General features: G+C 64.1%; 21 protein-coding genes. 19 read left to right on the forward strand and 2 right to left on the reverse strand.

The window, feature by feature from the left end; all coding sequences use genetic code 11:
- Positions 1-218 precede the first annotated feature (218 nt).
- On the forward strand, positions 219-2,180 hold the full coding sequence (locus I3K84_RS04030; RefSeq protein ID WP_023124807.1) for a relaxase/mobilization nuclease and DUF3363 domain-containing protein: 1,962 nt from the start codon (positions 219-221) through the stop codon (positions 2,178-2,180).
- Between the two features lie 50 nt (positions 2,181-2,230).
- On the opposite strand, the gene I3K84_RS04035 is transcribed toward I3K84_RS04030, so the two are convergent.
- On the reverse strand, positions 2,231-2,908 hold the full coding sequence (locus I3K84_RS04035) for a TetR/AcrR family transcriptional regulator (RefSeq protein ID WP_078463495.1): 678 nt from the start codon (positions 2,906-2,908) through the stop codon (positions 2,231-2,233).
- Between the two features lie 189 nt (positions 2,909-3,097).
- Here I3K84_RS04035 and I3K84_RS04040 point away from each other — a divergent pair, with 189 nt between their 5' ends.
- Genes I3K84_RS04040 through I3K84_RS04050 form a run of 3 tightly spaced genes read left to right on the forward strand, consistent with a single transcriptional unit; the run spans position 3,098 to position 7,297 of the window.
- Complete coding sequence (locus I3K84_RS04040; protein ID WP_079752873.1) at positions 3,098-4,585, forward strand: efflux transporter outer membrane subunit; 1,488 nt, start codon at positions 3,098-3,100, stop codon at positions 4,583-4,585.
- Between the two features lie 8 nt (positions 4,586-4,593).
- Positions 4,594-5,760 (forward strand): HlyD family efflux transporter periplasmic adaptor subunit, encoded by a 1,167-nt coding sequence (locus tag I3K84_RS04045; RefSeq protein ID WP_172901769.1) that lies wholly within the window; start codon positions 4,594-4,596, stop codon positions 5,758-5,760.
- A 4-nt stretch (positions 5,761-5,764) separates the two neighbouring features.
- The gene (locus tag I3K84_RS04050) at positions 5,765-7,297 is read left to right on the forward strand and encodes a DHA2 family efflux MFS transporter permease subunit (RefSeq protein WP_058173807.1); all 1,533 of its coding nucleotides are present in this window, start codon (positions 5,765-5,767) and stop codon (positions 7,295-7,297) included.
- 155 nt (positions 7,298-7,452) lie between these two features.
- Here I3K84_RS04050 and I3K84_RS04055 read toward each other — a convergent pair whose 3' ends face one another.
- Entirely contained in the window at positions 7,453-8,541 is a 1,089-nt protein-coding gene (locus I3K84_RS04055; protein ID WP_011803559.1) for an IS5-like element ISDisp1 family transposase, read from the reverse strand.
- Positions 8,542-8,657: 116 nt separating this feature from the next.
- On the opposite strand from I3K84_RS04055, the gene I3K84_RS04060 reads away from it, so the two are divergent.
- From I3K84_RS04060 to trbG, 15 genes are all read left to right on the forward strand, one after another.
- Complete coding sequence (locus I3K84_RS04060) at positions 8,658-9,158, forward strand: MarR family winged helix-turn-helix transcriptional regulator (protein ID WP_049876657.1); 501 nt, start codon at positions 8,658-8,660, stop codon at positions 9,156-9,158.
- Between the two features lie 99 nt (positions 9,159-9,257).
- Positions 9,258-10,202, forward strand: coding sequence for a LysR family transcriptional regulator (locus I3K84_RS04065; protein WP_023124811.1), 945 nt, complete (start codon positions 9,258-9,260; stop codon positions 10,200-10,202).
- On the forward strand, positions 10,199-10,447 hold the full coding sequence (locus I3K84_RS04070) for an EexN family lipoprotein (RefSeq protein ID WP_023124812.1): 249 nt from the start codon (positions 10,199-10,201) through the stop codon (positions 10,445-10,447). The genes I3K84_RS04065 and I3K84_RS04070 overlap by 4 nt, the downstream gene beginning before the upstream one ends.
- Before the next feature lie 38 nt (positions 10,448-10,485).
- Positions 10,486-11,688 carry a patatin-like phospholipase family protein gene (locus I3K84_RS04075; protein ID WP_023124813.1) on the forward strand — a complete coding sequence of 401 codons (1,203 nt, stop codon included), beginning with the start codon at positions 10,486-10,488 and terminating at the stop codon, positions 11,686-11,688.
- Between the two features lie 249 nt (positions 11,689-11,937).
- Positions 11,938-13,941: a conjugal transfer protein TraG gene (locus I3K84_RS04080; protein WP_023124814.1), complete on the forward strand. Its 2,004-nt coding sequence runs from the start codon at positions 11,938-11,940 to the stop codon at positions 13,939-13,941.
- Positions 13,938-14,402: a hypothetical protein gene (locus I3K84_RS04085; RefSeq protein ID WP_023124815.1), complete on the forward strand. Its 465-nt coding sequence runs from the start codon at positions 13,938-13,940 to the stop codon at positions 14,400-14,402. Before I3K84_RS04080 ends, I3K84_RS04085 begins: the two co-directional genes overlap by 4 nt.
- Positions 14,399-15,424 (forward strand): P-type conjugative transfer ATPase TrbB, encoded by a 1,026-nt coding sequence (gene trbB / locus I3K84_RS04090; RefSeq protein ID WP_023124816.1) that lies wholly within the window; start codon positions 14,399-14,401, stop codon positions 15,422-15,424. The genes I3K84_RS04085 and trbB overlap by 4 nt, the downstream gene beginning before the upstream one ends.
- On the forward strand, positions 15,421-15,804 hold the full coding sequence (locus tag I3K84_RS04095; protein ID WP_023124817.1) for a TrbC/VirB2 family protein: 384 nt from the start codon (positions 15,421-15,423) through the stop codon (positions 15,802-15,804). Before trbB ends, I3K84_RS04095 begins: the two co-directional genes overlap by 4 nt.
- Positions 15,801-16,070: a VirB3 family type IV secretion system protein gene (locus tag I3K84_RS04100; RefSeq protein WP_023087386.1), complete on the forward strand. Its 270-nt coding sequence runs from the start codon at positions 15,801-15,803 to the stop codon at positions 16,068-16,070. Before I3K84_RS04095 ends, I3K84_RS04100 begins: the two co-directional genes overlap by 4 nt.
- A gap of 15 nt (positions 16,071-16,085) precedes the next feature.
- Complete coding sequence (gene trbE, locus I3K84_RS04105) at positions 16,086-18,536, forward strand: conjugal transfer protein TrbE (RefSeq protein ID WP_023124818.1); 2,451 nt, start codon at positions 16,086-16,088, stop codon at positions 18,534-18,536.
- Positions 18,533-19,261: a P-type conjugative transfer protein TrbJ gene (gene trbJ, locus I3K84_RS04110; RefSeq protein ID WP_023087388.1), complete on the forward strand. Its 729-nt coding sequence runs from the start codon at positions 18,533-18,535 to the stop codon at positions 19,259-19,261. Before trbE ends, trbJ begins: the two co-directional genes overlap by 4 nt.
- A gap of 11 nt (positions 19,262-19,272) precedes the next feature.
- Positions 19,273-19,566 carry a hypothetical protein gene (locus I3K84_RS04115; protein WP_023124819.1) on the forward strand — a complete coding sequence of 98 codons (294 nt, stop codon included), beginning with the start codon at positions 19,273-19,275 and terminating at the stop codon, positions 19,564-19,566.
- Entirely contained in the window at positions 19,563-20,930 is a 1,368-nt protein-coding gene (gene trbL / locus I3K84_RS04120) for a P-type conjugative transfer protein TrbL (protein ID WP_023124820.1), read from the forward strand. The genes I3K84_RS04115 and trbL overlap by 4 nt, the downstream gene beginning before the upstream one ends.
- Positions 20,931-20,942: 12 nt before the next feature.
- The gene (gene trbF, locus I3K84_RS04125; protein WP_023087391.1) at positions 20,943-21,647 is read left to right on the forward strand and encodes a conjugal transfer protein TrbF; all 705 of its coding nucleotides are present in this window, start codon (positions 20,943-20,945) and stop codon (positions 21,645-21,647) included.
- A gap of 116 nt (positions 21,648-21,763) precedes the next feature.
- Positions 21,764-22,792 (forward strand): P-type conjugative transfer protein TrbG, encoded by a 1,029-nt coding sequence (gene trbG, locus I3K84_RS04130; protein WP_087920863.1) that lies wholly within the window; start codon positions 21,764-21,766, stop codon positions 22,790-22,792.
- The last annotated feature ends 2 nt before the right edge of the window (positions 22,793-22,794 follow it).

Consider the following 22,794-nt stretch of genomic DNA (forward strand, 5'->3'; position numbering starts at 1 on the left):
GGCCGCCGATGCCCGGAGCGACAGCGAGGGGCAGAGGCGGAAGGCAAGATAAAAGGTCGCGGCACATGGCCGCTTGAAAACCTTGTCTGCACGTGGGGGGAGCGCGGCACGCGCCACGGGGCGGCAGCGTGCCGCGAAGGTGCGCAATGCCGCATCGGCATTGGCGAAGTCGCGTGCTTCGTCCGCTGGACTGCGCTGGTCTTGGACGGAGCGACGCCATGAGCCAGCGCGACGATGACCGATTCCGCGTCCGGCCTGGCGCTCCGAAACAGCGCGGCGATGCCTTCGTCAACAAGGTGCTGCGGCAGGCCAACAAAGCCGGCACGAAGCTCGGCAAGGTGGCAGGCAAGGTCGGCCAGCGACCCGGTTCCCGGCTAGGCCGCGGGCATGTCGCGGCGCGCTTCGCTGGCCGGGGACTTGGGGCCAACGCCCGGCGCGTGACGATCAAGGCGCGACTGGTGAATCTGGCGCAGGCTGGGCCGCGCTCGACCGCCGCGCACCTGCGCTACATCGAGCGCGAAGGCGTCGATCGCCAGGGCGGGCCGGGCCACGCCTACGGGCCGGCGACCGACGACGCCGACCTCGAAGCGTTCAAGGAGCGCGGCGCTGACGACCGGCACCAGTTCCGTTTCATCGTCTCGCCGGAGGATGCCGAACAACTCGACGACCTGCGCACTTACACCCGGCACCTGATGGCGCGCATGGAGGCCGACCTCGGCACGCCGCTGGAATGGGTCGCCGTCGATCATTGGAATACCGACAACCCGCACACGCACGTCGTCCTACGCGGCAAGGATGACACCGGCAAAGACCTCATCATTTCCCGCGACTACATCGCCGAGGGGATGCGCCGGCGTGCGTCGGAACTAGCGACCGAATGGCTGGGGCCGCGCACCGAGCTGGAGATGCAGCGCGCCATGCAGCGCGAAGTCGATCAGGAGCGGTGGACGGGCCTGGATCGCACCTTGCAGCGCGAGGCCGCCGACGATGGCTTGGTGCGCGTCGAACGCTTCGCCGAACCCGGGTTGCAACGCCAGCGGCAAGTGCTGATCGGCCGCCTGCAACACCTACAACGCATGGGATTGGCGTCCGAACCGCACCCCGGTACGTGGGCCGTCCATGCCGACGCCGAGCCAACCTTGCGGGCAATGGGCGAGCGCGGCGACATCATCCGCACGATGCAACGGGCGATGAGCGGCAAGCAGCGCGAACTGGCCGTGTTCCAGGCCGGCGAGGGTGGCCGCGCCGTCATCGGTCGCGTCGTCGGCAAGGGGCTGGCCGACGAGCTGTACGACAAGGGCTATCTGATCGTCGATGGCGCGGACGGCAAGGCGCACTACGTCACGCTGCCGCCGCGTGCCGAGCTAGAGCAGTACCCGACCGGGGCCGTGGTGGAGGTGAAAGGCACGGCCGACGTGCGCGCCGCCGACCGGAACATCGCCGCGCTGGCCGCCGATGGCGTGTACCGCACCGATCATCACCTTGCGCTCGCCCAAGGTCAGGCCATGAACGAACGCGATCCGCGCGAGGTAGTGGCCGCCCATGTACGCCGGCTCGAAGCCCTGCGCCGCGCTGGCATCGTGGAGCGCGAGGCTGAAGGCGTCTGGCGCGTGCCCGCCGACCTGGCCGAGCGAGGCCGCCAGTACGACGCGCAGCGCCTCGGTGGTGGTGTGGCGGTCGAGCTGAAATCGCACCTGCCCATCGAGCGGCAGGCCCGCGTGATCGGCGCCACCTGGCTCGACCAGCAGTTGATCGGCGGCGGCAAGGGCCTGGGCGACCTGGGCTTTGGAGCCGAGGTCAAGGATGCGCTACGTCAACGCGCCGACTTCCTGGCCGAACAGGGACTGGCCGAGCATCGCGGGCAGCGCGTCGTCCTCGCGCGCAATCTGCTGGGGACGCTGCGCGGGCGTGAATTGGCGAAGGCCGCGCAGGACATCGCCGCCGAAACCGGCCTGGAGCATCGGCCGGTGGCCGACGGGCGGCGCGTGACTGGTATCTACCGGCGTTCCGTCATGCTCGCCAGCGGGCGCTACGCGATGCTCGACGACGGCATGGGGTTCTCGCTGGTGCCGTGGAAGCCGGTGATCGAGCAACGGCTGGGGCGGCAACTGGCCGTGACGGTACGAGGAGCCTCAACATCGTGGGAGCTGGGGCGACCACGCGGCCCCGCTATTGGCTGATTGAACGCTACCGCATGGAACGAGAGGCATCGCTTACGCGAAGACTGCACTCAGCCATTATTCTTCTGAAAGGCGCGAAGAAAAGTAGTGACGGCATCTTTCGCCCACCGATCCCGTTGGGCAGCGGACGCCGGAGCATCAGGGTGCATTACACACTGCATCTGGGCCTCACCACGCACCATGTTCACAAACAATGAGGCCGCGGAGTCGAATCCGATACTTCCAAGATCCAATTCTCCCTTCGAGGCAGCGACTTCCAAGGTCTCCGCAACGATGTTGTTTATGGCGGCAGGGCCGGCCAGATAGAAGCGCCTCCCAAGCTCGGGAAACCTCGGCGCTTCGGCCGCAATCATGCGGTATAGCGCCAACCCGTCGCGCGACAGCACAATCTCCAAGTAGGCGAGCGCCATCGCGTTCAGAATATCGGCAAGCCGTTCTTCTGGAAACTTGGGCTTTCGAACGGCTCTAAGAAACCGCTCACATTCGGCCTCGACGACGGCCACGAACAAAGCTTCCTTGTTCGGGTAGTGCGAATACACCGTCGATTTCGATACGCCGGCGGCCTGCTGAATCATGTCGGTCGTCGCAGCGCTAAAGCCGTTTGCCAAGAAGACAGTCCTTGCGCCGGCAAGGACAAGGCGTGCTTTTTCTGATTGCACTGCGCCCCCAGCGGACGAGGGATGCTTGGAAGGCGTGCTCGCCTTCGAGCGCGCTGACGAAGTGGTCATGTGTTCGGTCCACCGCTGCGGAAAGTAAAGCCGCACGATAGCACATAAGCGGTCCAAGTCAAACCGATCGGTACTGTATTGTCTTTCCACAACATGTTGACATTGCTGTATTTCCTGTTTGACTTCCGCTCTTGACTAAACCGAACCGATCGGTTTAGCATGGCGCCATGCCAAGTCACGGGTGCCTCCATGTCAAGCCCATCGCTCCAATATTCATCCTTCGTCGATAAGTCCTCTGCCGCATGGCGCAAAACCGCTGCGGTAGCGATTTGCTGCGCAGTACTGGCGTCATGCGCCTCCATCCCGGACCTGGGGCCGATGGAAAAGCCCGCATCAATGGACGGGCTTGCGGCCGACAAGAGCCTTGGGGCGCCTGTCGGTGAATGGCCGACGCAGGCGTGGTGGAAGTCCTTTGGCGATCCACAACTTGACCAATTGATGGACGAAGCGCTGGCTAGCTCGCCGTCGATGGCGCAAGCGCAGGCTCGCCTCAATGCCGCTATTGCGCGATCGAAAGGTGCGCGCGCAGCGCTGTTTCCCTCTGTCTCACTGGACGCATCCGCCAGCGAGCAGAAGCTGACGTACAACAGCATCTTCCCAAAGGATGTCGTTCCCAAGGGATGGAACGACTATGGCGCGGCTTCTCTGAATTTCGGATGGGAACTCGACTTTTGGGGAAAGAACCGGTCCGCGCTGGATGCGGCCACATCCGAGGCGCTGGCGGTGCAAGCCGATGCCGCCGCAGCCCGCGTCCTGCTGACGACGGAGCTTGCAAGCCGCTATGTCCAACTCAATGGCTTGCATGTACAGCGCGATTTGGCGAGCGACACGCTCAGAAATCGTGAGGACTCCGAGCGCATGGCGATGCGCCGCGTTGACCAGGGCCTCGATACACAGACAACACTGGAACAGGCACATGCGAGGGCCAAGCTGGCACGGGCTGACTTGGCCGACGTGGAAGAGCGGATAGAACTGGCTCGCAATGGGATCGCGGCTCTGCTGGGGCGTGGACCGGATCGTGGTCTGAATATCCACGAGACGCATCTTTCGCCGAGCCTGTCCCTGGCGCTTCCGGAAACACTGAAGAGCGATCTGATCGGGCGCAAGCCCGAAATCGTGGCAGCGCGATGGCGCGTGGAGTCGGCCGCCAAGCGTATCGGCGTTGCAAAGGCAGGCTTCTATCCCAGCGTCAATCTGGTCGCCCTGGTTGGCTACGAGTCGCTGGGCCTGAACCGCCTGTTCGATTCGGGTTCCGACGCGGGCCGTGCCGGAGTCGCCATCCATCTGCCCATTTTCGAGGGTGGAAGGCTCCGAGCGAACTACAGCCGAGCCTGGGCCGAATACGAGTTCGCAGTAGCCAGCTACAACGATGCGCTGGTCCAAGCATTGAGAGAAACCGCGGACGCGGTGAGGAGCTTGCAAGCGCTTCCGATCCGCCTCGAAGCAACGGAGTCGGCGGTCGTCAGCAGCGACAAAGCCTACCAACTCGCCAAGCGCCGCTACGAGGGCGGCTTATCCAACTATCAAACCGTGCTAACGACGGAGGATGCCGCGCTCAATGCGCGGATGGCCGTCAATGCCCTGTGGGTGCGCGGCCTATCCCTCGACATTGCGCTGACAAAGGCCCTTGGCGGCGGCTTTTCCGATTCCTCAATGAATGAACAGGTGACCCGATGAGTGCTCCGATGCCCCCTGACCCTCAAGATTCTTCCACAACGCCGGAGGCTTCACAAAAGCGGGCGAAGCGCAAACGTCTCGTTTTAATTGCGACGGTTGGTTTGGTCGCCATCGGTGTTCTCTACGGTGCGTGGGCGCTTCTGTTCGCAGGCAAATCCGTCACCACGGATAACGCCTACACGGCAGCGGAAGTGGCCCAAATCACACCACTCGTTGCCGGCCCTGTAAAGGAAGTCAAGGTCAGTGACACGCAGGCCGTCAAGGCTGGCGACGTGTTGGTAATTCTGGACGATACCGACGCCAAGATTGCTGTCGCGCAGGCCGAGGCGGATTTGGCGCGTACTCAGCGCCAAGTACGGCAACTGCTGGGAAATGACGAGAGCCTTGCGGGACAAGTGGCCCTGCGTGCTGCCGAAATCGCCACCGCTCGCAGTGACCTGACCCGTGTAACTGCCGCCTATGAAAAAGCGGTCATCGACGAGCGCCGTAGGCAGAACCTGGTTGAAGAAGGCGCTGTCTCGAAAGAGGAGCTGACGAATGCGCAGACGCAGTTGCGCGAGGCGCGCGCTGCGCTGGAGCAGGCTCAAGCCCGAGTTCGCGCTGCCGAGGCCGCAAAGGAAGCTGCAAGCGGCGCCCGGACGGCCAACTCGGCGCTGATCGTAGATAGCACGGTCGATGACAACCCCGCCGTACTCGCGGCGAAGGCGCGGCTTGACCAGGCGCGCGTGAATCTTGAACGGACGGTGCTGCGTGCGCCCTTCGATGGCGTCATCGCGCAGCGTTCGGTGGAGATTGGGCAACAGGTTCAGACTGGCGTGCGGCTGATGACCGTGGTGCCGATCGACCGCATCTATGTCGATGCGAACTTCAAGGAAGGCCAGTTGCAGAAGGTCCGTCCCGGGCAGCACGTGGAACTGACCTCGGACCTCTACGGCAGCGATGTCGTTTATACGGGCCGTGTCGAAGGCTTCGCTGGAGGATCAGGGTCTGCCTTCGCAGCGATTCCCGCGCAGAACGCCACGGGCAACTGGATCAAGGTGGTCCAGCGGCTGCCCGTCAGGATTTGGATTGATCCCGAGCAGTTGAAGCAGCATCCGCTGCGGGTCGGTCTGTCAATGGAGGCTACCGTCGATCTGCGCGACCACGGTGAGTCCCAGCCGGTTGCGACGAGGTAGTGACATGACTTCCTCGGAACACAAGCCGCTTTCCGGGATGGATCTGGTCATCGCGGCAATCATCCTGTCTCTGGCGAATTTCATGGTGGTGCTCGATACCACCATCGCCAACGTGGCCATGCCCACGATCTCGGGGTCGATGGGTGTCTCGACGAGCCAGGGCACTTGGATCATCACGTCCTATGCTGTTGCGGAGGCCATCACCATCCCCCTGACCGGCTGGCTCGTTCGCCAGGTCGGCGAAGTACGGTTGTTCATGATCTGCGTCGTGGCATTCGTACTGTTCTCCGTGTGCTGCGGCCTGTCATGGTCTCTGGAAAGCCTCGTCTTCTTTCGCGTGTTGCAGGGGTTGGCCGGTGGACCGCTGATTCCGTTGTCATCGACGTTGATGCTGGCGGTGTTCCCCAAGAACAAGTCAAACATCGCGCTCTCGTTGTGGGGAATGATGACGGTCGTGGCCCCGATCTTCGGCCCAATCCTGGGCGGGATCATTTCGGATAACTGGCACTGGGGCTGGGTATTTCACATCAACTTCGGGTTCGGCATCTTGGTCATGCTGGGCGCCATGAAAGTGCTTCGGGGCCGGGACGAACCCACGGAGCGTTCCCGCATCGACGGAATCGGTCTGGCGCTTCTGGTGGTTTTTGTCACCAGTTTCCAGATCATGATCGACAAGGGCCGCGAGCTGGATTGGTTCGCTTCGCCGCTAGTGGTCACGTGCGCCATCGTTGCAGCCGTTTCGCTGATCTATCTGATTATTTGGGAACTCACCGACTCCGATCCCGTGATCGACCTGAGCGTCTTCCGCTCGCGCAACTGGCTGGTTTCCTCAATCACGCTGAGCCTGATGTTCGGCATCTTTTTCGGCAACATCGTGCTGACGCCTCTGTGGCTCCAGCAACAGATGGGCTACACGGCGACATGGGCCGGCTTCGCTACCGCGCCGATGGGCATTCTCGCGGTGGCGACTTCACCGATCGTCGGTCGTCTCCTGCCGAAGGTTGACCCTCGTTGGATCGTCACCTACGGCATGGGTATCTTGGCCGTCTCGTTCTTCATGCGGGCGCATCTGACGACCCAAGCCGACTTCATGTCGGTGGCCATCGCGATGTTTGTCCTCGGCGCAGGCATTCCCGCATGCATGATTACGCTGACCTCGTTGGGTGTTTCCGACCTGCCGCCCGAGCGCATTGCGAATGGAGCCGGCCTGCAAAACTTCCTGCGCGTGCTCTCGATGGCGCTCGGATCGTCCCTGACCCAAACCTATTGGGAGCATATGTCGAAGGCAAGCCGGTCCGAGCTTGTCTCAATCATCAACCCGAATGCAGGGCATGAAATCGCTTCCGCGGCGGTTCGCGCCGGAATACCGCCATCGAGTTCTACAGCATTTTTCTCGCGCCTGGTCGATGGTCAGGCTGTGATGCTGGCTACGAACGATTTTTATGCGCTGGCTACCGTGCTGATGATCCTCTCGATCGGCGCTATCTGGCTGGTTAAGCGGCCGAAGGGGCCACTCCAGAAAGTCACGGGGCATTGATCTAACAGGCCGTTGAAAAAGTGCTTTTCGAACGCATCAGGGACGCTGAGTGCGAAGACACGAGCTGCCCAGACGCGTCTGCGCAGCGATTGCAACGGCCCATCTGGCCGGTTTGCAGGCCCTCCCGCCCATTTCGGGCGCACGTATCCCTGGGCTCACGCATGATGCGCGTCCCACCAGCCGCCGATGCTGCCCATTCGCACAAGGTTGTAGGTGGCAAAGCACAGCAGCGCCTGGCCCGTGAGCTTGGCCTGACCGATCAGCTTGGTCTTTGCCAGACCACCGACGGTCTTGATCCAGCCAAAGGCCTCTTCGATGCGCTTGCGCACCTTCAGGCTGGTCTTGTAGCCCTCGTGCCGTGTCACTCGCGCATCCACCGCCGAGTGTTTGTCCTTGGCCGCCACGTGGGGCGTGACTTTGAGCTTTCTGCAGCCTTTGATGAAGGCCTTGCTGTCGTAGCCCTTGTCGGCACCGACCGTGGCCCGTTTGTTCCTGTTGCCCCGACGCTCCAACATGGCCAGCGCCGCCTCGCGCTCGGCCGTGCCGCTGGCGTGGGTGATCTCGACATCCACGATCAGCCCGTTGCGGTTCTCCATGAGGATGTGCCCCATGTGGCACAGGCGGGATTTGTCGCCCTGGCTCTTCTTGAACAGCCGGGCATCGGCGTCCGTGGTGCTCTCGTGGGTGTCGTTGCAGCGCTCCTGCCCCTTGAAGTCCACCTCGGGGTTGCGCCCAGGCGGCGTGCCGCTGTCGTCGTCTTTGCGCTTGAAGCTCTTGTGCGAGGCCCAGGCGTCAATGAGCGTGCCGTCCACGCTGAAGTGCTCGTCGCTGGCGAGCTTGCCCCACTGGGCACTGAGCTTGACGCGCTCGAAGAAGGCGCGGGCGAGGTCTTCGTTGAACAGACGTTCGCGGTTGGCGCTGAAAGTGGAGTGGTCCCAGACCTTGTCTTCGATGTTCAGGCCCACGAACCAGCGGTACAGCAGGTTGTAGTTGATCGCTTCGACCAACTGGCGCTCGCTGCGGATGGAGAACAGGATCTGCAGCAGCAAGGCCTTGAGCAGCATCTCCGGTGGCACCGATGGGCGGCCACGGCGGGCGTACACCGCTTCGAACTCGCGGTTCATGGTTGCCAGCAGCGCATCAACCACCGCGCGCAACTTGCGCAGCGGGTGTGCCTGCGGCACGCGCTCTTCAAGGCTGATGTAGCTGAACATCGCCCCCTGGAAATCTTGACTGCCTCTCATCGTCCTCGTCTGGGTCGTTCACCGATGGCTTCAGATCGTAGCGGCCAACGCGGGCGTCGGCGGGGGATTTTTCAACGGCCTGCTAAGGAGCGTGAATACTGCCGACGGGGTGTGACATGCAATTGATATATGCAAGAGAAAGCAACGCCGATGTGCCACATGGCCTCATTCATCTGATGAGTCGGACCAACATGGCGATTTGGCAGCTCATCACTCAGAGAACGTCTTCGCTGGGCGGCCTTACAGGCATGCAGGCGAGCGTGCTGCTGCTGTTGGCGTGCCGCCAAAGCATGACCTCCGTTGACCTTGCGCGTGAGTACAAGCTCTACCCGAGTGGCATTACGCGACTGATAGATCGTCTGGTTAGTCGAGGGTTGATTCAGAGAGTTCCTTGCGAGCGTGATCGCAGAGTGACGTATCTCCTCGCAACACGCGATGGCAAGGAAACGGCTTCGCAACTGCCGTCGGTCTTTGACGGCGCTTACGCCATCCTCTTCGATGGAATGAATGAGAAGGATATTGATGCTCTCAAGCGATGCTTGAGGCACATGCTTCTAAACGCCCGCGCAGCGGAAGAACTGAGCAACTCACCTGTAAATCAGAGCTTTCTAACTTAACCGAGGTTCTACTGCCGACAGCTTTCGTGGCCTGCGACAAGAATGGGAACCGTGCAAATTGCACCGGCAAGGCGCGAGCGGTCCGCTTAGGAGACTGCGATGGAAATACGCCATCTTCGCTGCTTTATTGCAGTCGCCGAGGAATTGCATTTTGCTCGCGCTGCTGAGCGGCTGCACATTGAGCAGTCTCCCCTATCGCGCGCGATCAAAGAGCTGGAAGAAGACTTGGGTGCACAGCTTTTCGTGCGCAATACACGCAGCACCCGACTGACTCGCGCAGGCCAGCTATTTCTGGAACACGTGCCGCGCGTCTTCACGGCTTTGCAGCAGGCGCGCGACAGCGTGAAGGCGGCTGCCAACGGTTTTCATAACCAGTTGCGCGTTGCGCTATCGGATGGCATCCCGCCTTCACGCTTCTCAACCTTTCTAGCATTGTGTCGCGAAGAAGAACCGGAAATCGAGATACGTCTATCCGAAGTTTCGCTGGCCCAGCAGATCAAAGGGCTGCACGACGACCTTTACGACGTGGGGTTTGCTCGGTCGGATGAAGTTGGCGACGGCATCGTCGCCGAAGCTGTCTGGAGCGATCCCTTGATGGTGGCGGTGCCCTCTCGGCACCCGCTGTTGACGTACAAGCGCATCCCACTGGAGGAAGTGCTACGCCATCCGCTGGTGCTTGGCGATCCCCATGCGTGCGAAGGATATACGCGGCAGATTGAAAGGGTGCTGCGTAGGGTCGATCAAGAGCCGTTGATCGCCGAACGGGTGGCCTCCGTTGATTTGATGATGGCGATGGTGGCAGCAGGTTTCGCCCTTGGGCTGGCCGGAGCCTCGCAGATTGCCGCCAGCCGTGAACAGGGTGTGGTCGCGCGGCCTCTGGCTGGCCGCACACCCATGCTCACTACTTACCTGCTGCGCCGGGGCAACGAGCCTTCGGAAGTGTTGGCTCGTTTCATCGAGAGAACAAGCACCCTTGAACCATCCGCGACGAAGAAGCCGACCGTACTACCCGACCTTGATGCTTCGGAGGAAATCGAGCCATGAACAAGATTGTGCTGATTCTGCTTGCTGCGATGCTGACCGCCTGCGGCAAATCCGAACCCACCGAAACGGTAGAGGCACTTGCCGCCAATCCCCAACGATTGAAGGAACTGCGGCAACAGTGCAAGACGGATCGCGCCAAGCTGGGCGACGAACTCTGCAATCGTGTGGCTGAGGCGACGAATCGACGGTTCTTTGGCGATGGGAAGGCGCCCTATACCCCACCGAAAGAGCAGCCGAAGTTTTGATCGGGCCATCACCTACCTAATGATCAAGCGAGCCCGCGATGCCACACACTAGGCCGGCCATTAGTGCTGCAAAGACGGCTCTCGTGCTGTCCGGTGGCGGTGCGCGCGCCGCCTACCAGGTCGGTGTGCTTCAGGCTTTGGTGACGTTGCGCCGTGAACACCTGGGCGAAGGGGCGCCCAACCCCTTCGGTATCCTATGCGGCACCTCGGCAGGCGCAATCAACGCCGCCGCTTTAGCCTGTCGCGCAGACTCCTTTGACGCTGGCGTGGAGGCCATCGCCGCAGTTTGGCGCAACTTCAATGCTGGTCAGGTGTATCGCACCGACGCGCTTGGTATCGCTCGCAGCGGCGCACAGTGGCTGAGCGCGATCTCGGTAGGCTGGATGTTGGCACGCTGGCGCAAAGAAGGACCGCATTCACTACTGGACAATGGACCACTAGCCGAACTGCTGCGACATTGGGCGCCTTTGGAACTGCTGCCGCACATGCTGGCCCAGCGCCATCTGCGTGCGCTGGCGATCGGCGCGTCCAGTTACACCAGCGGCGAGCACTTCACCTTCTTTGAGTCCATCGGCGATATGACGGGCTACGAACGCTCGCAGCGGCTGGCCGTGCCCATGCGGCTGGGATTGGCACACCTGCTCGCTTCGGCGGCTATCCCATTCGTGTTCCCGGCACAACGCATCGAACATATGGAGCATGCCGGCTGGTACGGCGACGGCTCGATGCGGCAGACCGCGCCGATCTCTCCGGCCATCCACCTGGGCGCGCAACGTATGCTCATCGTCGGCGTTGGTCGGATGCACGAACCTCGCGGGCGACTCGTGCGTAACGGCGGCTACCCGACACTGGCCCAAGTCGGAGGACACGTGCTGTCGAACATATTTCTCGACGCGCTCACGGTGGACATCGAGCGTATGGAGCGCGTCAACCGTACCCTTGGAATGATGACGCTGGGCCAGCGCCTCGCCACCTCACTACGTCCGGTGAAGGCGCTGGTGATTGCGCCGAGCGAGCGCATCGACGACATCGCGGCACGCCACCAAAAGCACCTACCGCGGGCCGTGCGCGCCCTGTTGCGCGGCGTCGGCTCGTCCAGCGCGAGCGGCGACCTGAGCGGCGCCGCCCTGGTCAGCTATCTGCTGTTCGAGGCTCCATTCACCCAGGAGGTAATGGCGCTGGGTGAGCGCGACACGCTGGCGCAACGGCAGGCAGTCTGCGAATTTTTCGGGTGGCTCTGAGGGGATGGGTGCTGCACTTCGACTTTCAGGGTGCAAGCATTCGCATGCGCCGCGCGTATATCGCTCGACACGCCATAACCCGCCGTCGTAGGCGGCGTTTTCCGTACATTCGCCCGTGCATGAAATCTTGCTTTTTCCGCGATATTCCTGCCGATAACGGTCTTTGACCAACCCTTGACCTGACTCCGATCCTTATGCGTGCGGCACGCTTTTGTGCCGCGTGACAACGAGGAGAAAGCGGAGGCCGGGATGCAAGGTCAAGGTGTGCTGTTCGGGCAAATCGGTGTCGTGTTCGGCATCGTAATTGCCGGCGTGTGGAGCGCCACGCAGTGGACAGCCGCCGCCCTGGGCTATCAAGTACGCCTTGGCTCGCCCTGGTTCGACTTACTCGGCACGCCGGTCTATCACCCTTGGCGCTTGTTCGAGTGGTGGTTCTCATTCGACGCCTACGCACCGCGCATCTTTGACACCGGCGGCGCAATCGCTGGCGGCAGCGGCCTGGTGGCCGTGCTGGTCGCTATTGCCATGTCCGTATGGCGCTCGCGGCAATCGAAGCTGGTCACGACCTATGGCTCTGCACGCTGGGCCGAAGCCGCAGACATTCGCAAGGCCGGCCTGGACAAGCCTGCCGGCGTGTTTCTCGGCCTGCATCGTGGCCTATACCTGCGGCATGAAGGCCCGGAACACGTCCTGACCTTCGCGCCGACGCGCTCCGGCAAAGGCGTCGGCCTGGTAGTGCCCACGCTGTTGAGCTGGCCAGCGTCTGCCGTCATCCACGACATCAAGGGCGAGAACTGGCAGATCACGGCCGGCTGGCGTTCGCGCTTCTCGCACTGCCTGCTGTTCAACCCGACCGATCCGAAGTCGGCCGCGTACAACCCACTGCTGGAAGTCCGGCGCGGCGCGCATGAAGTGCGCGACGTACAGAACATCGCGGACATTCTCGTTGATCCCGAAGGTGCGCTCGAACGCCGCAACCACTGGGAGAAGACTTCGCACGCGCTGCTGGTCGGCGCCATCCTGCATGTGCTCTATGCGGGCGAGGACAAGACGCTGCGCGGCGTCGCCAACTTCCTGTCCGATCCCGCGTGCCCGTTTGAGTTGACGCTGCACCGGATGATGACCACGCGGCACCTGGGCGACGTGCCGCATCCCGTCGTCGCATCGGCTGCGCGCGAGGTGCTCAACAAGTCGGACAACGAGCGATCGGGCGTGCTGTCCACCGCCATGTCGTTCCTCGGCCTGTACCGCGATCCGACGGTGGCCGAAGTCACGTCGCGTTGCGATTGGCGCATCGCCGACCTGATCGCGTCCGAACATCCAGTCTCGCTGTACCTCGTCGTGCCGCCTTCGGACATCAGCCGCACCAAGCCGCTGGTGCGCTTGATCCTCAACCAGATCGGCCGGCGCCTAACCGAATCGCTCGACGGCAGCGATGGCATCGCGCGTCGGCACAAATTGCTGCTGATGCTCGACGAGTTCCCTGCGCTGGGCCGCCTCGACTTCTTCGAGACGGCCTTGGCGTTCATGGCCGGCTACGGCATCCGCAGCTTCCTCATCGCGCAGTCGCTCAACCAGATCGACAAAGCCTACGGCCAGAACCATTCCATCCTCGACAACTGCCATGTGCGCGTGACGTTCGCCACCAACGACGAACGCACCGCCAAACGCATCTCCGAAACGCTCGGTACGGCCACCGAGCTGCGTGCGCAGCGCAATTACGCCGGCCACCGGCTCGCACCGTGGCTGGGGCACCTGATGGTGTCGCGCCAGGAAACCGCGCGCCCACTGTTGACGCCCGGTGAAGTGATGCAGCTCCCGCCCGACGATGCCGTGGTGATGGTGTCCAGCGTCGCACCGATCAAGGCGAAGAAGTTGCGCTATTACGCCGACGCCAATTTCAAGCGCCGCGTGCTTCCGCCGCCCGCGCTCGCGGCCGGACGCTACGCCGATGCGCCGCCGGTTCGGCCCGACGACTGGAGCGGGCTGGCTATTCCTGCTGTGCCGGTCGCGCCTGCCGCCGGCCTGGCGGACGACGACACCGGCGCCGCTGCCGACGACGGCGGGCCGCGCCGGCAGCCAGAGCTATCCGAAATCGCCGAATACAGCCCCGAACAGCAGCCGGCCGACAACGACCTGGCGTTGCTCGATGACGACGACCTGCCGTTGCCGCTTCCCCGTCAGCTCGACCCGGCCATGCAGCGCACGGCCCGGCTGGCGTCCCTCGACCAACAAGACGGGATCGAGCTATGAGCCAGTACCGCCTCAACCTGTTCATTCCGCACGAGCATGCAAAACGCCTCGACGAGCTGGCCACCAAGAAAGGCGTCTCGAAGTCCAGCATCGTCGCGGCGGCGCTCGCATCGTGGCTGTCACCCGATGCAGGCGACCAGCGCGAGGCAGCCATCGCCAAGCGGCTCGATCGGTTGTCGCGCCAGTTCGAGCGGCTGGAGCGCGACCAGAACATCGAGATCGAGACGCTGGCGCTGTTCGTTCGCTACTACCTCACAGTCAGCACGCCGGTTCCCGAGGCGCATCAGGAAGCCGCACGCGCGCAGGGCAAGGCACGTTTCGAGCAGTTCGTCGAACAGCTCGGCCGCCACCTGATGCGCGGGCGCAGCCTTGTACGCGACGTGGTGGAAGAACTGAACCCCGATGCCGCCCGGCTCGATGACGCGGCGGCGCTGGCGGCGGCCGAGGAGTGTGGGTCATGAGCGCCGTGCCGCAATCCTTCGCCACTACATCGCTCGACCGGCGCATCCGCATGTTGCGCACGGCGATGGGGCCGCTGATCGCCGCCGCGCTGGAAGACCCGGACGTGGTGGAAATCATGCTGAACCCCGACCGCACGCTATGGGTCGATCGCCTGTCGTCGGGTCGTGCCCCGATGGGCGCCGAGCTGTCCGAGGCAGACGGCGAACGCATCATCCGCCTGGTCGCGGCCCACGTCGGCGCGGAAGTGCATCGCGGTCAGCCGCTGTTGACCGCCGAGCTGCCGGAAACCGGCGAACGCTTCGAGGGCATTCTGCCGCCGGCCGCTCCTGGCCCAGCCTTTGCGCTGCGCAAGCGCGCGGTCGGCGTCATTCCGCTGGAACGCTACGTCACCGACGGAATGATGACTGCTGAGCAGGCTGCGTTCCTGCGTGACGCGGTACGCGAGCGGCAGAACATTCTCATCGCCGGCGGCACCAGCACCGGCAAGACGACCTTGGCAAATGCCTTGCTCGCCGAGATCGCTGCCACCGGCGACCGCGTGCTGGTGCTCGAAGACACCATCGAACTGCAATGCGCGGCGCGCGACCACGTACCGCTGCGCACGCGCGCCGGCGTCGTGTCGATGACCGAGCTGGTGCGCGCCACGATGCGCCTGCGCCCCGACCGCGTGATCGTCGGCGAGGTACGCGGCGGCGAGGCGCTGGATCTCATCAAGGTGTGGGGCACCGGCCATCCCGGCGGCATCGCCACGATCCACGCCGGTTCCGCGCTTGGGGCATTGCTGCGCCTGGAGCAACTGATTCTCGAAGTGGCCGTGAACCCGCCGCGGGCGCTCGTCGCCGAGGCGGTCAATGTCGTCATCCACATCGCCGGCCGTGGCCGGCGCCGTCGTATCGAGAGCATCGCCCGCGTCTTTGGCTTCGACGGCGTGGGCTATCGCCTGGCAGATGCGCTGGAGCAGCCGCTTCCAGAAGTGCCGCTTTCTTCCCCGTCCCCTAACCACCTTGGAGAACTGCCATGACGCAGACGCACGCCCATGCTTTCCGCTTTTCCGTAAATCCGGTTTCCATCCCCGCACGCCTGCGCCGCCTGGTCGGGCCGGCGCACCACGGCCTGTTGTCGGCGACCGTCATGCTGGCGACCGCCGGCACGGCACAAGCCGCCGGTTCCTCGATGCCCTGGGAAGGGCCGCTGCAATCCATCCTCGAATCTATCCAAGGGCCAGTCGCGCGCATCGTCGCGGTCATCATCATCATCGCCACCGGCCTCGCGCTTGCGTTCGGTGACACCAGCGGCGGCTTCCGCAAGCTGATCCAGATCGTGTTCGGTCTGTCCATTGCGTTCGCGGCATCGAGCTTCTTCCTGTCGTTCTTCAGTTTCTCCGGCGGGGCCGTCGTATGAGCACGGCCACCGACCTGCCTGGCTTCGAGGTGCCTCTGCATCGCTCGCTGACCGAGCCGATCCTGCTGGGCGGTGCGCCGCGCACCGTGGCGATCGCCAACGGGACGCTGGCCGCGGCCGTGGGCTTGGGCCTGCAGCTCTGGATTCCCGGTGTCGTGCTCTGGATCGTCGGCCATTCGCTGGCGGTGTGGGGTGCGCGCGTCGATCCGCAGTTCATGCAGGTGTTCGCCAAGCACCTCAAGCACAAGCCGCTGCTGGACGTGTGACGGGAGGACGCCGCAGTGCTCAACCTCGCCGAATACCGCCAGCGCCCGGCCTTGCTCGCCGACTGGCTGCCGTGGGCCGGCCTAGTCGCGCCGGGTGTCGTCTTGAACAAGGACGGCAGTTTTCAACGTACGGCGCGGTTCCGTGGACCTGACTTGGAAAGCGCAACGCAAGGCGAACTGATCGCCAAGACTGCGCGCCTAAACAACGCACTGCGCCGCCTCGGTGCCGGCTGGGCGCTGTTCGTCGAAGCCGAGCGCCGGCCGGCGGCGGACTATCCGCACTCGGACTTTCCCGAACCGCTGTCGTGGCTGGTGGACGAGGAACGGCGCGCGACCTTCGAGGAATCCGGCAACCATTTCGAGAGCGGCTATCACTTCACGCTGCAATACCTGCCGCCGGAGGAATCCCGCGCCCGCGCGGCCAAGCTGCTCTACGAGAACACGCCGACCGCCGGCGTGGACTGGCGTGAACACTTGACCGCGTTCGTCGCCGAAACCGAACGCATCTTCGACCTTCTCGATGGCGTGATGCCGGAGATTGCGTGGCTGGACGACAGCCAGACGCTGACCTACCTGCACGCGACCGTCTCGACGCGGCGCTATCGCATCGGTGTTCCCGAGGTGCCTTTCCATCTGGACGCGCTACTGGCCGATTCGGCACTGGTCGGTGGCTTGGCGCCCACGCTGGGCGACCAGCACCTGCGCGTGGTGTCGGTGCGCGGCTTTCCGACCTCGACCTGGCCGGGCTTGCTGGACGACCTCAACCGCCTGGGCTTTGCCTACCGCTGGAGCACGCGCTTCCTCTGCATGGACAAAGCCGAGGCGGAAAAGGAACTGGGCCGCCTGCGCCGCCAGTGGTTTGCGAAAAGGAAGAACGTCGTCGCGCTGCTGCGCGAGACGATCTTCCAGCAGGAAAGCCCGCTGGTCGATACCGACGCCAGCAACAAGGCCGCCGATGCCGACGCGGCCTTGCAGGAATTGGGCAGCGATCAAGTCGCGTTCGGCTATCTCACCGCCACGGTGACGGTGCTCGACGCCGACCCGGCCGTGGCCGACGAGAAGCTGCGCATGGTGGAGCGCGTCATCCAAGGGCGCGGGTTCGTCACCATCCCCGAAACCCTCAACGCCGTGGATGCGTGGCTATCGTCCATCCCTGGCAACGCCTATGCGAACGTGCGCCAGCCCATCGTCTCGACGCTGAACCTGGCGCACATGATGCCGCTGTCGGCAGTATGGGCCGGGCCGGAGAAGAATGACCATCTGGACGGCCCGCCGCTGATCGTCACCCGCACCGATGGCGCGACGCCGTTCCGGCTGTCGCTGCACATCGGCGACGTGGGGCACACGCTGGTCGCCGGCCCGACCGGCATGGGCAAGTCGGTCTTGCTGGCGACGCTGGCCTTGCAGTTCCGCCGCTATTTCGGTTCGCGGATCTTGTCGTTCGATATGGGCCGCTCGATGCGCGCCACCATCCTGGGCCTGGGCGGCGAGCACTACGACCTGGGCGCCGATGGTGGCATCGCGTTCCAGCCGCTCGCCCGCATCGACCATGAGGGCTACCGCTCCTGGGCCGCCGAATGGGTGGAAGGTCGCCTGCTGCATGAAGGCGTGACCGTCGGCCCGGACGAGAAGGTGGCCATCTGGTCGGCGCTGGGCAGCCTCGCCGGTGCGCCGCAGGAACAGCGCACGATGACCGGGCTTTCCGTGCTGCTGCAATCGAACGCGCTGCGCCAAGCACTCGCGCCTTATGTCCTGGGCGGCGCGCACGGAAAGCTGCTGGACGCCGACCACGATAGGCTTGGCATGGCCGGCGTGCAGGGCTTCGAGATGGAAGAACTGATGCACAGCCCCGCCGCCGTGCAAGCGGTATTGCGCTACCTGTTCGCCCGCTTCGACGAGCGTTTCGACGGTGCACCAACGCTGCTTATTCTCGATGAAGCGTGGCTGTTCCTCGATGAACCGTCTTTCGCGGCCCGCATCCGGCAATGGCTCAAGACGCTCAGAAAAAAGAACGTCAGCGTCGTCTTCGCCACGCAATCGCTGGCCGACATCAAGGATTCGACCATCGCGCCAGCGATCATCGAAAGCTGCGCGAGCAGGATTTTCTTGCCTAACCCGCAGGCCACCGAGCCGCAGATTCGCTCGATCTACGAGGGCTTCGGCCTCAACAGCCGGCAAATCGAGATCGTCGCCATCGCGCAGCCCAAGCGCGACTACTACTACCAATCGCGCCTCGGCAATCGCCTGTTCGACCTCGACCTAGGGCCGGCCGCGCTCGCGTTCGCGGGCGCATCCACACCGCAAGACCAACGCGACATCGACCGCGTGCTGACGCAGGCCGGCGCACCCGGCTTCGCCGGCGCGTGGCTGCGCCATCGCGGCCTCGATTGGGCCGCCGACCTGCTGCCGTCCGCACCATCTGCCGCGTCCTTCCTCGCTCCCCAACCACAGGAGATTTCGCAATGAAGATTCGCCTTCTTTCCCTCGCCATCGCTGCGTTGATCGGTGTCACGTCCACCGCGCAGGCGCAATGGGTCGTCGTCGATCCAACCAACCTCGTGCAGAACACGCTGACCGCGGTTCGCACGCTGGAGCAGATCAACAACCAGATTCAGCAACTCCAGAACGAAGCGCAGATGCTCATCAACCAGGGGCGTAACCTGGCGAGCCTGCCGTTCAATGTGGTCAACCGGCTGCGCTCAACGCTGGCGACCACCCAGCAACTCATCGCGCAGGCGCAAGGGCTGGCGTTCCAGGTGCAGAGCATGGACCAGCAGTTCGCGCGCCTGTACCCGGAGCAGTACGCCGCGACCGTGAGCGGCAACCAGATGTACCAAGATGCCCACCAGCGTTGGCAGAACACGCTCGAAGGCTTGCAGACCGCGATGCGGATGCAGGCGCAGGTGTCGCAGAACGTGACCGAGGACGAGGGCGTGCTGACCGATCTGGTCGGCCAGAGCCAGTCGGCCACGGGCGCCTTGCAGGCCATGCAGGCGACCAATCAGCTTTTGGCCTTGCAGGCCAAGCAGTCCATTCAGGCGCAGCAGCTCCAGCTCACGCAGGGGCGCGCGGTGTCGCTGGAACTGGCGCGTCAGGCCGCCGCCGTCGAACGTGGCCGTGAGGTGACGCGACGCTTTCTCGGCACCGGCACGGCGTACACGCCGCAGTCGGTCAACTTCTACGGCAACTGACGGGCACGGCCATGAAGCACGCGCCCGTCCTGTTTGCCTTCGTGTGCCTGCTGGCGGGTTGCGACCGGCGGCAGGCGCTGTCGGTCGATGCACTGGCCGCCAATCCGACACGGCTGCACGCGCTGCGTGCGCAGTGCCGGCATGGCGAACATGACGGCGCGTTCTGCGCACAGGTCGCCCAAGCCGACCTACGCCGTCTCCTCTCCGGCCAAGCCGGCCCGGACGAATATCAGACGCTCGCCGATCTGCCGCCGATCCCGGCCAGCTTCGACGGCCCCGACGCGCCGCTGGAGGAACGGCCATGAACGACGTTTCGATCATCGACCACTTCCTCAACGTCTTTTCCGCCTACATCGACTCCGGCTTTGGCTTGCTGCGGGGCGAGGTCGCGTTCCTGACCGCAACGCTGGTGGCGATCGACATGACGCTCGCCGGCCTCTATTGGGCGCTCGGCCACGCTACCGGCCAAGGCGAGGACGTGATGGCGAAGCTCATTCGCAAGGTGCTCTACGTCGGCGCCTTCGCCTACATCATCGGCAACTTCAACATGCTGGCGAGCATCGTGTTTCGCTCATTCGCCGGCCTGGGCCTGACGGCCACCGGCTCGACCTTGAGCATGGAGACGTTCCTTCAACCGGGGCATCTCGCCAAGACCGGCATCGACGCCGCCGCGCCGATCCTTGACCAAATTAGTGAGATGGCCGGCTTCCCCGAGGTGTTCATCAATCTGACGCCCATCGTTGTGATGTTCCTCGCCTGGCTGGTGGTCATCCTCTGTTTCTTCGTGCTGGCGGTGCAGCTTTTCATCACGCTGATCGAGTTCAAGTTGACCACGCTCGCCGGCTTTGTGCTTGTGCCGTTTGCGCTTTGGAACAAGACCGCGTTCCTCGCCGAAAAGGTGCTTGGCAACGTGGTGTCGTCCGGTATCAAGGTGTTGGTGCTGGCCGTCATTGTCGGCATCAGTACGGGCTTGTTCGCCGAGTTCCAGGTCACGCCCGATGAACCTTCCATCGATCATGCGCTGGTCGTGATGCTGGCCTCGCTCGCCATGCTCGCGCTCGGCATCTACGGGCCGGGCATCGCCACGGGCCTTGTGTCCGGCTCGCCGCAGCTCGGGGCCGGCGCGATGGCTGGTGCGGCGCTAGGCGCGGCGGGAACAGCCGTCGCTGTCGGCGCTGCCGCTACCGGCGTTGGCGGTGCTGTTGCTGCTGGTGCTCGCATGGCGCCGGCCGCCGCCAGCGCCATCGGCAGCGGCGCCCGTGCCGCTGCTTCGACCGCGACCGGCGCGCGGTCGGCGTTCCAAGCCGGTTCCGCCGCCGCCGGCGGCGGCGCGAAAGGCGCAATGGCTGGCCTGGGCAATGTTGCTAAGACCGGCGCGCAAGCAGTCGGCCAGAAGGCCACCGCGGGGGTGCGCTCAGTTGGGCAGCGCGCAGCCGCCGCGTTTCGCTCGGACGGCGCGGGCGCCGCCGCATCCGGTGCCAGCGCATCCGGTCAGGCCGCGAGCGAAGCACAAGCCAACACTGCCGAGCAGTCGCAGCCCGCCTGGGCCAAGCGGCTGCACCGCCGTCAACAGATCGCCCATGCGGCGACCACTGCCGCGCACACACTGCGCGGCGGGGACGGCGGTGGCTCGGCGCAAGGCCCAAGCCTGGGCAATTCCGATTCTTGAGTAGAACGAGCCATGCGATTCAAGCGACCGCAGGTGCGCTACGCCGATACACCGCAGCCTGCCACCCCGTATCAAGCCGCCGCGCAGGTGTGGGACGAGCGTATCGGCTCGGGCCGCGTGCAGGCGAAGAACTGGCGACTGATGGCCTTCGGCTGCCTCGTGCTCGCCCTGCTGATGGCAGGCGGCCTAGTCTGGCGCTCGGCGCAGTCCATCGTCACGCCCTACGTGGTGGAGGTGGACAAGACCGGCCAGATTCGCGCCGTCGGCGAAGCCGCCACGCCATACCGACCGGCGGATGCGCAGATCGCCTACCACCTCGCGCACTTCATCACGCTGGTTCGCTCGCTCTCCATCGACCCGATCGTCGTGCGACAGAACTGGCTCGACGCCTACGACTACACCACCGACCGCGGCGCGGCTGTGCTCAACGATTACGCCAGCAAGAACGACCCGTTCGCCCGCGTCGGCAAAGAATCCGTGACGGTGCAGATCACCAGCGTCACGCGCGCCAGCGATTCGTCATTCAACGTGCGCTGGACGGAACAGCGATTCATCAATGGCGCACCGGCCGGCACCGAACGCTGGAACGCCGTGCTTTCCATCGTCCTGCAAACCCCGCGCACCGAGCAGCGCCTGCGCAAGAACCCGCTGGGCATCTACGTCAACGGGCTGTCGTGGAGCCGCGAACTGGATGCGTCCGAAGGAGCCAAACCATGAAATCACTGCAAACCCGTCTTCTGCTATTACCCCAGCCCGGCAGTATCGAAAGAAAAACCCGTGTTGGGCGCAGCCAACCAGAAAACGAATACCGCCGGCGTTTGAACGATGGGCTGATGCTGGCTTTCCCGCTGTTTTCGCCGCGCTTCGGACTGGATCGCCAAGTCCTCTACACGGTCAGCTTGTTGACCTTGGTGGCTGCGCTCGCTGGCTGCGCCTCGCAAGGCAAGCCGCCGCCACGCATCTCGCTCGATGAGCCGGTGCAGGCGCAGCCGCTACCGGAACCGCCCAAGCCTGTCGAAGTAGTGACGGTGCCGAAGGTGTTGCCGCTGCCAGCGCAGATGAAGCCACTGCCGGAAGCGGACGAGGCCAAGCCCGCACCGGAACCGGCCGACGAAATTGTGCGCGTGTCGCGCGCCAACGCCGAGGCGCGCATCGCGCCAACGCGCGAGGGCTACGTCAATGCGATTCAGGTCTGGCCCTTCACCGACGGCGCGCTATACCAAGTCTATGCCGCGCCGGGGCGCGTCACCGTGATTTCGCTCCAGCCCGGTGAGGAGCTGGTAACGGTCGCCGCCGGCGATACCGTGCGCTGGATCGTCGGCGACACATCCAGCGGCGCCGGCAACGATCTGCGCGTGAACGTGCTGGTGAAGCCCATCCGCTCCGGCCTTAAAACGAACGTGGTCATCACCACCAGCCGGCGCACCTACCTGATCGAGCTGACCTCGACCGACAAGGCGTGGATGGCGTCGGTGTCCTGGGAGTACCCCAAGGACCAGATGCTCGCGTTGCGGCGTCAGGATCAAGCCGCGCAAGCGGCCGCGCCGGTCGATACCGGCTTGTCGCTGGAAAAGATCCGCTTCCGCTACGCGATCAGCGGCAGCAATCCACCGTGGAAGCCGTTGCGCGCCTTCGATGACGGCGAGAAGGTCTATATCCAGTTTCCACCGGGCATCGCCCAAGGCGAACTGCCGCCACTGTTCGTCATCGGCGCGCAGGGCGACGGGCAACTCGTGAACTACCGCTTCCGCTCGCCGTACTACATCGTGGATCGGCTGTTCGGCGCGGCCGAACTGCGTCTCGGCGGAGACAAGGGCGACATGGTGCGCATCGAGCGTACGGATGGCACGCGGGGGAACTGACC

The sequence above is a fragment of the Diaphorobacter sp. JS3051 genome, assembly GCF_015832135.1.
Classification (GTDB): Bacteria; Pseudomonadota; Gammaproteobacteria; order Burkholderiales; family Burkholderiaceae_C; genus Diaphorobacter; species Diaphorobacter nitroreducens.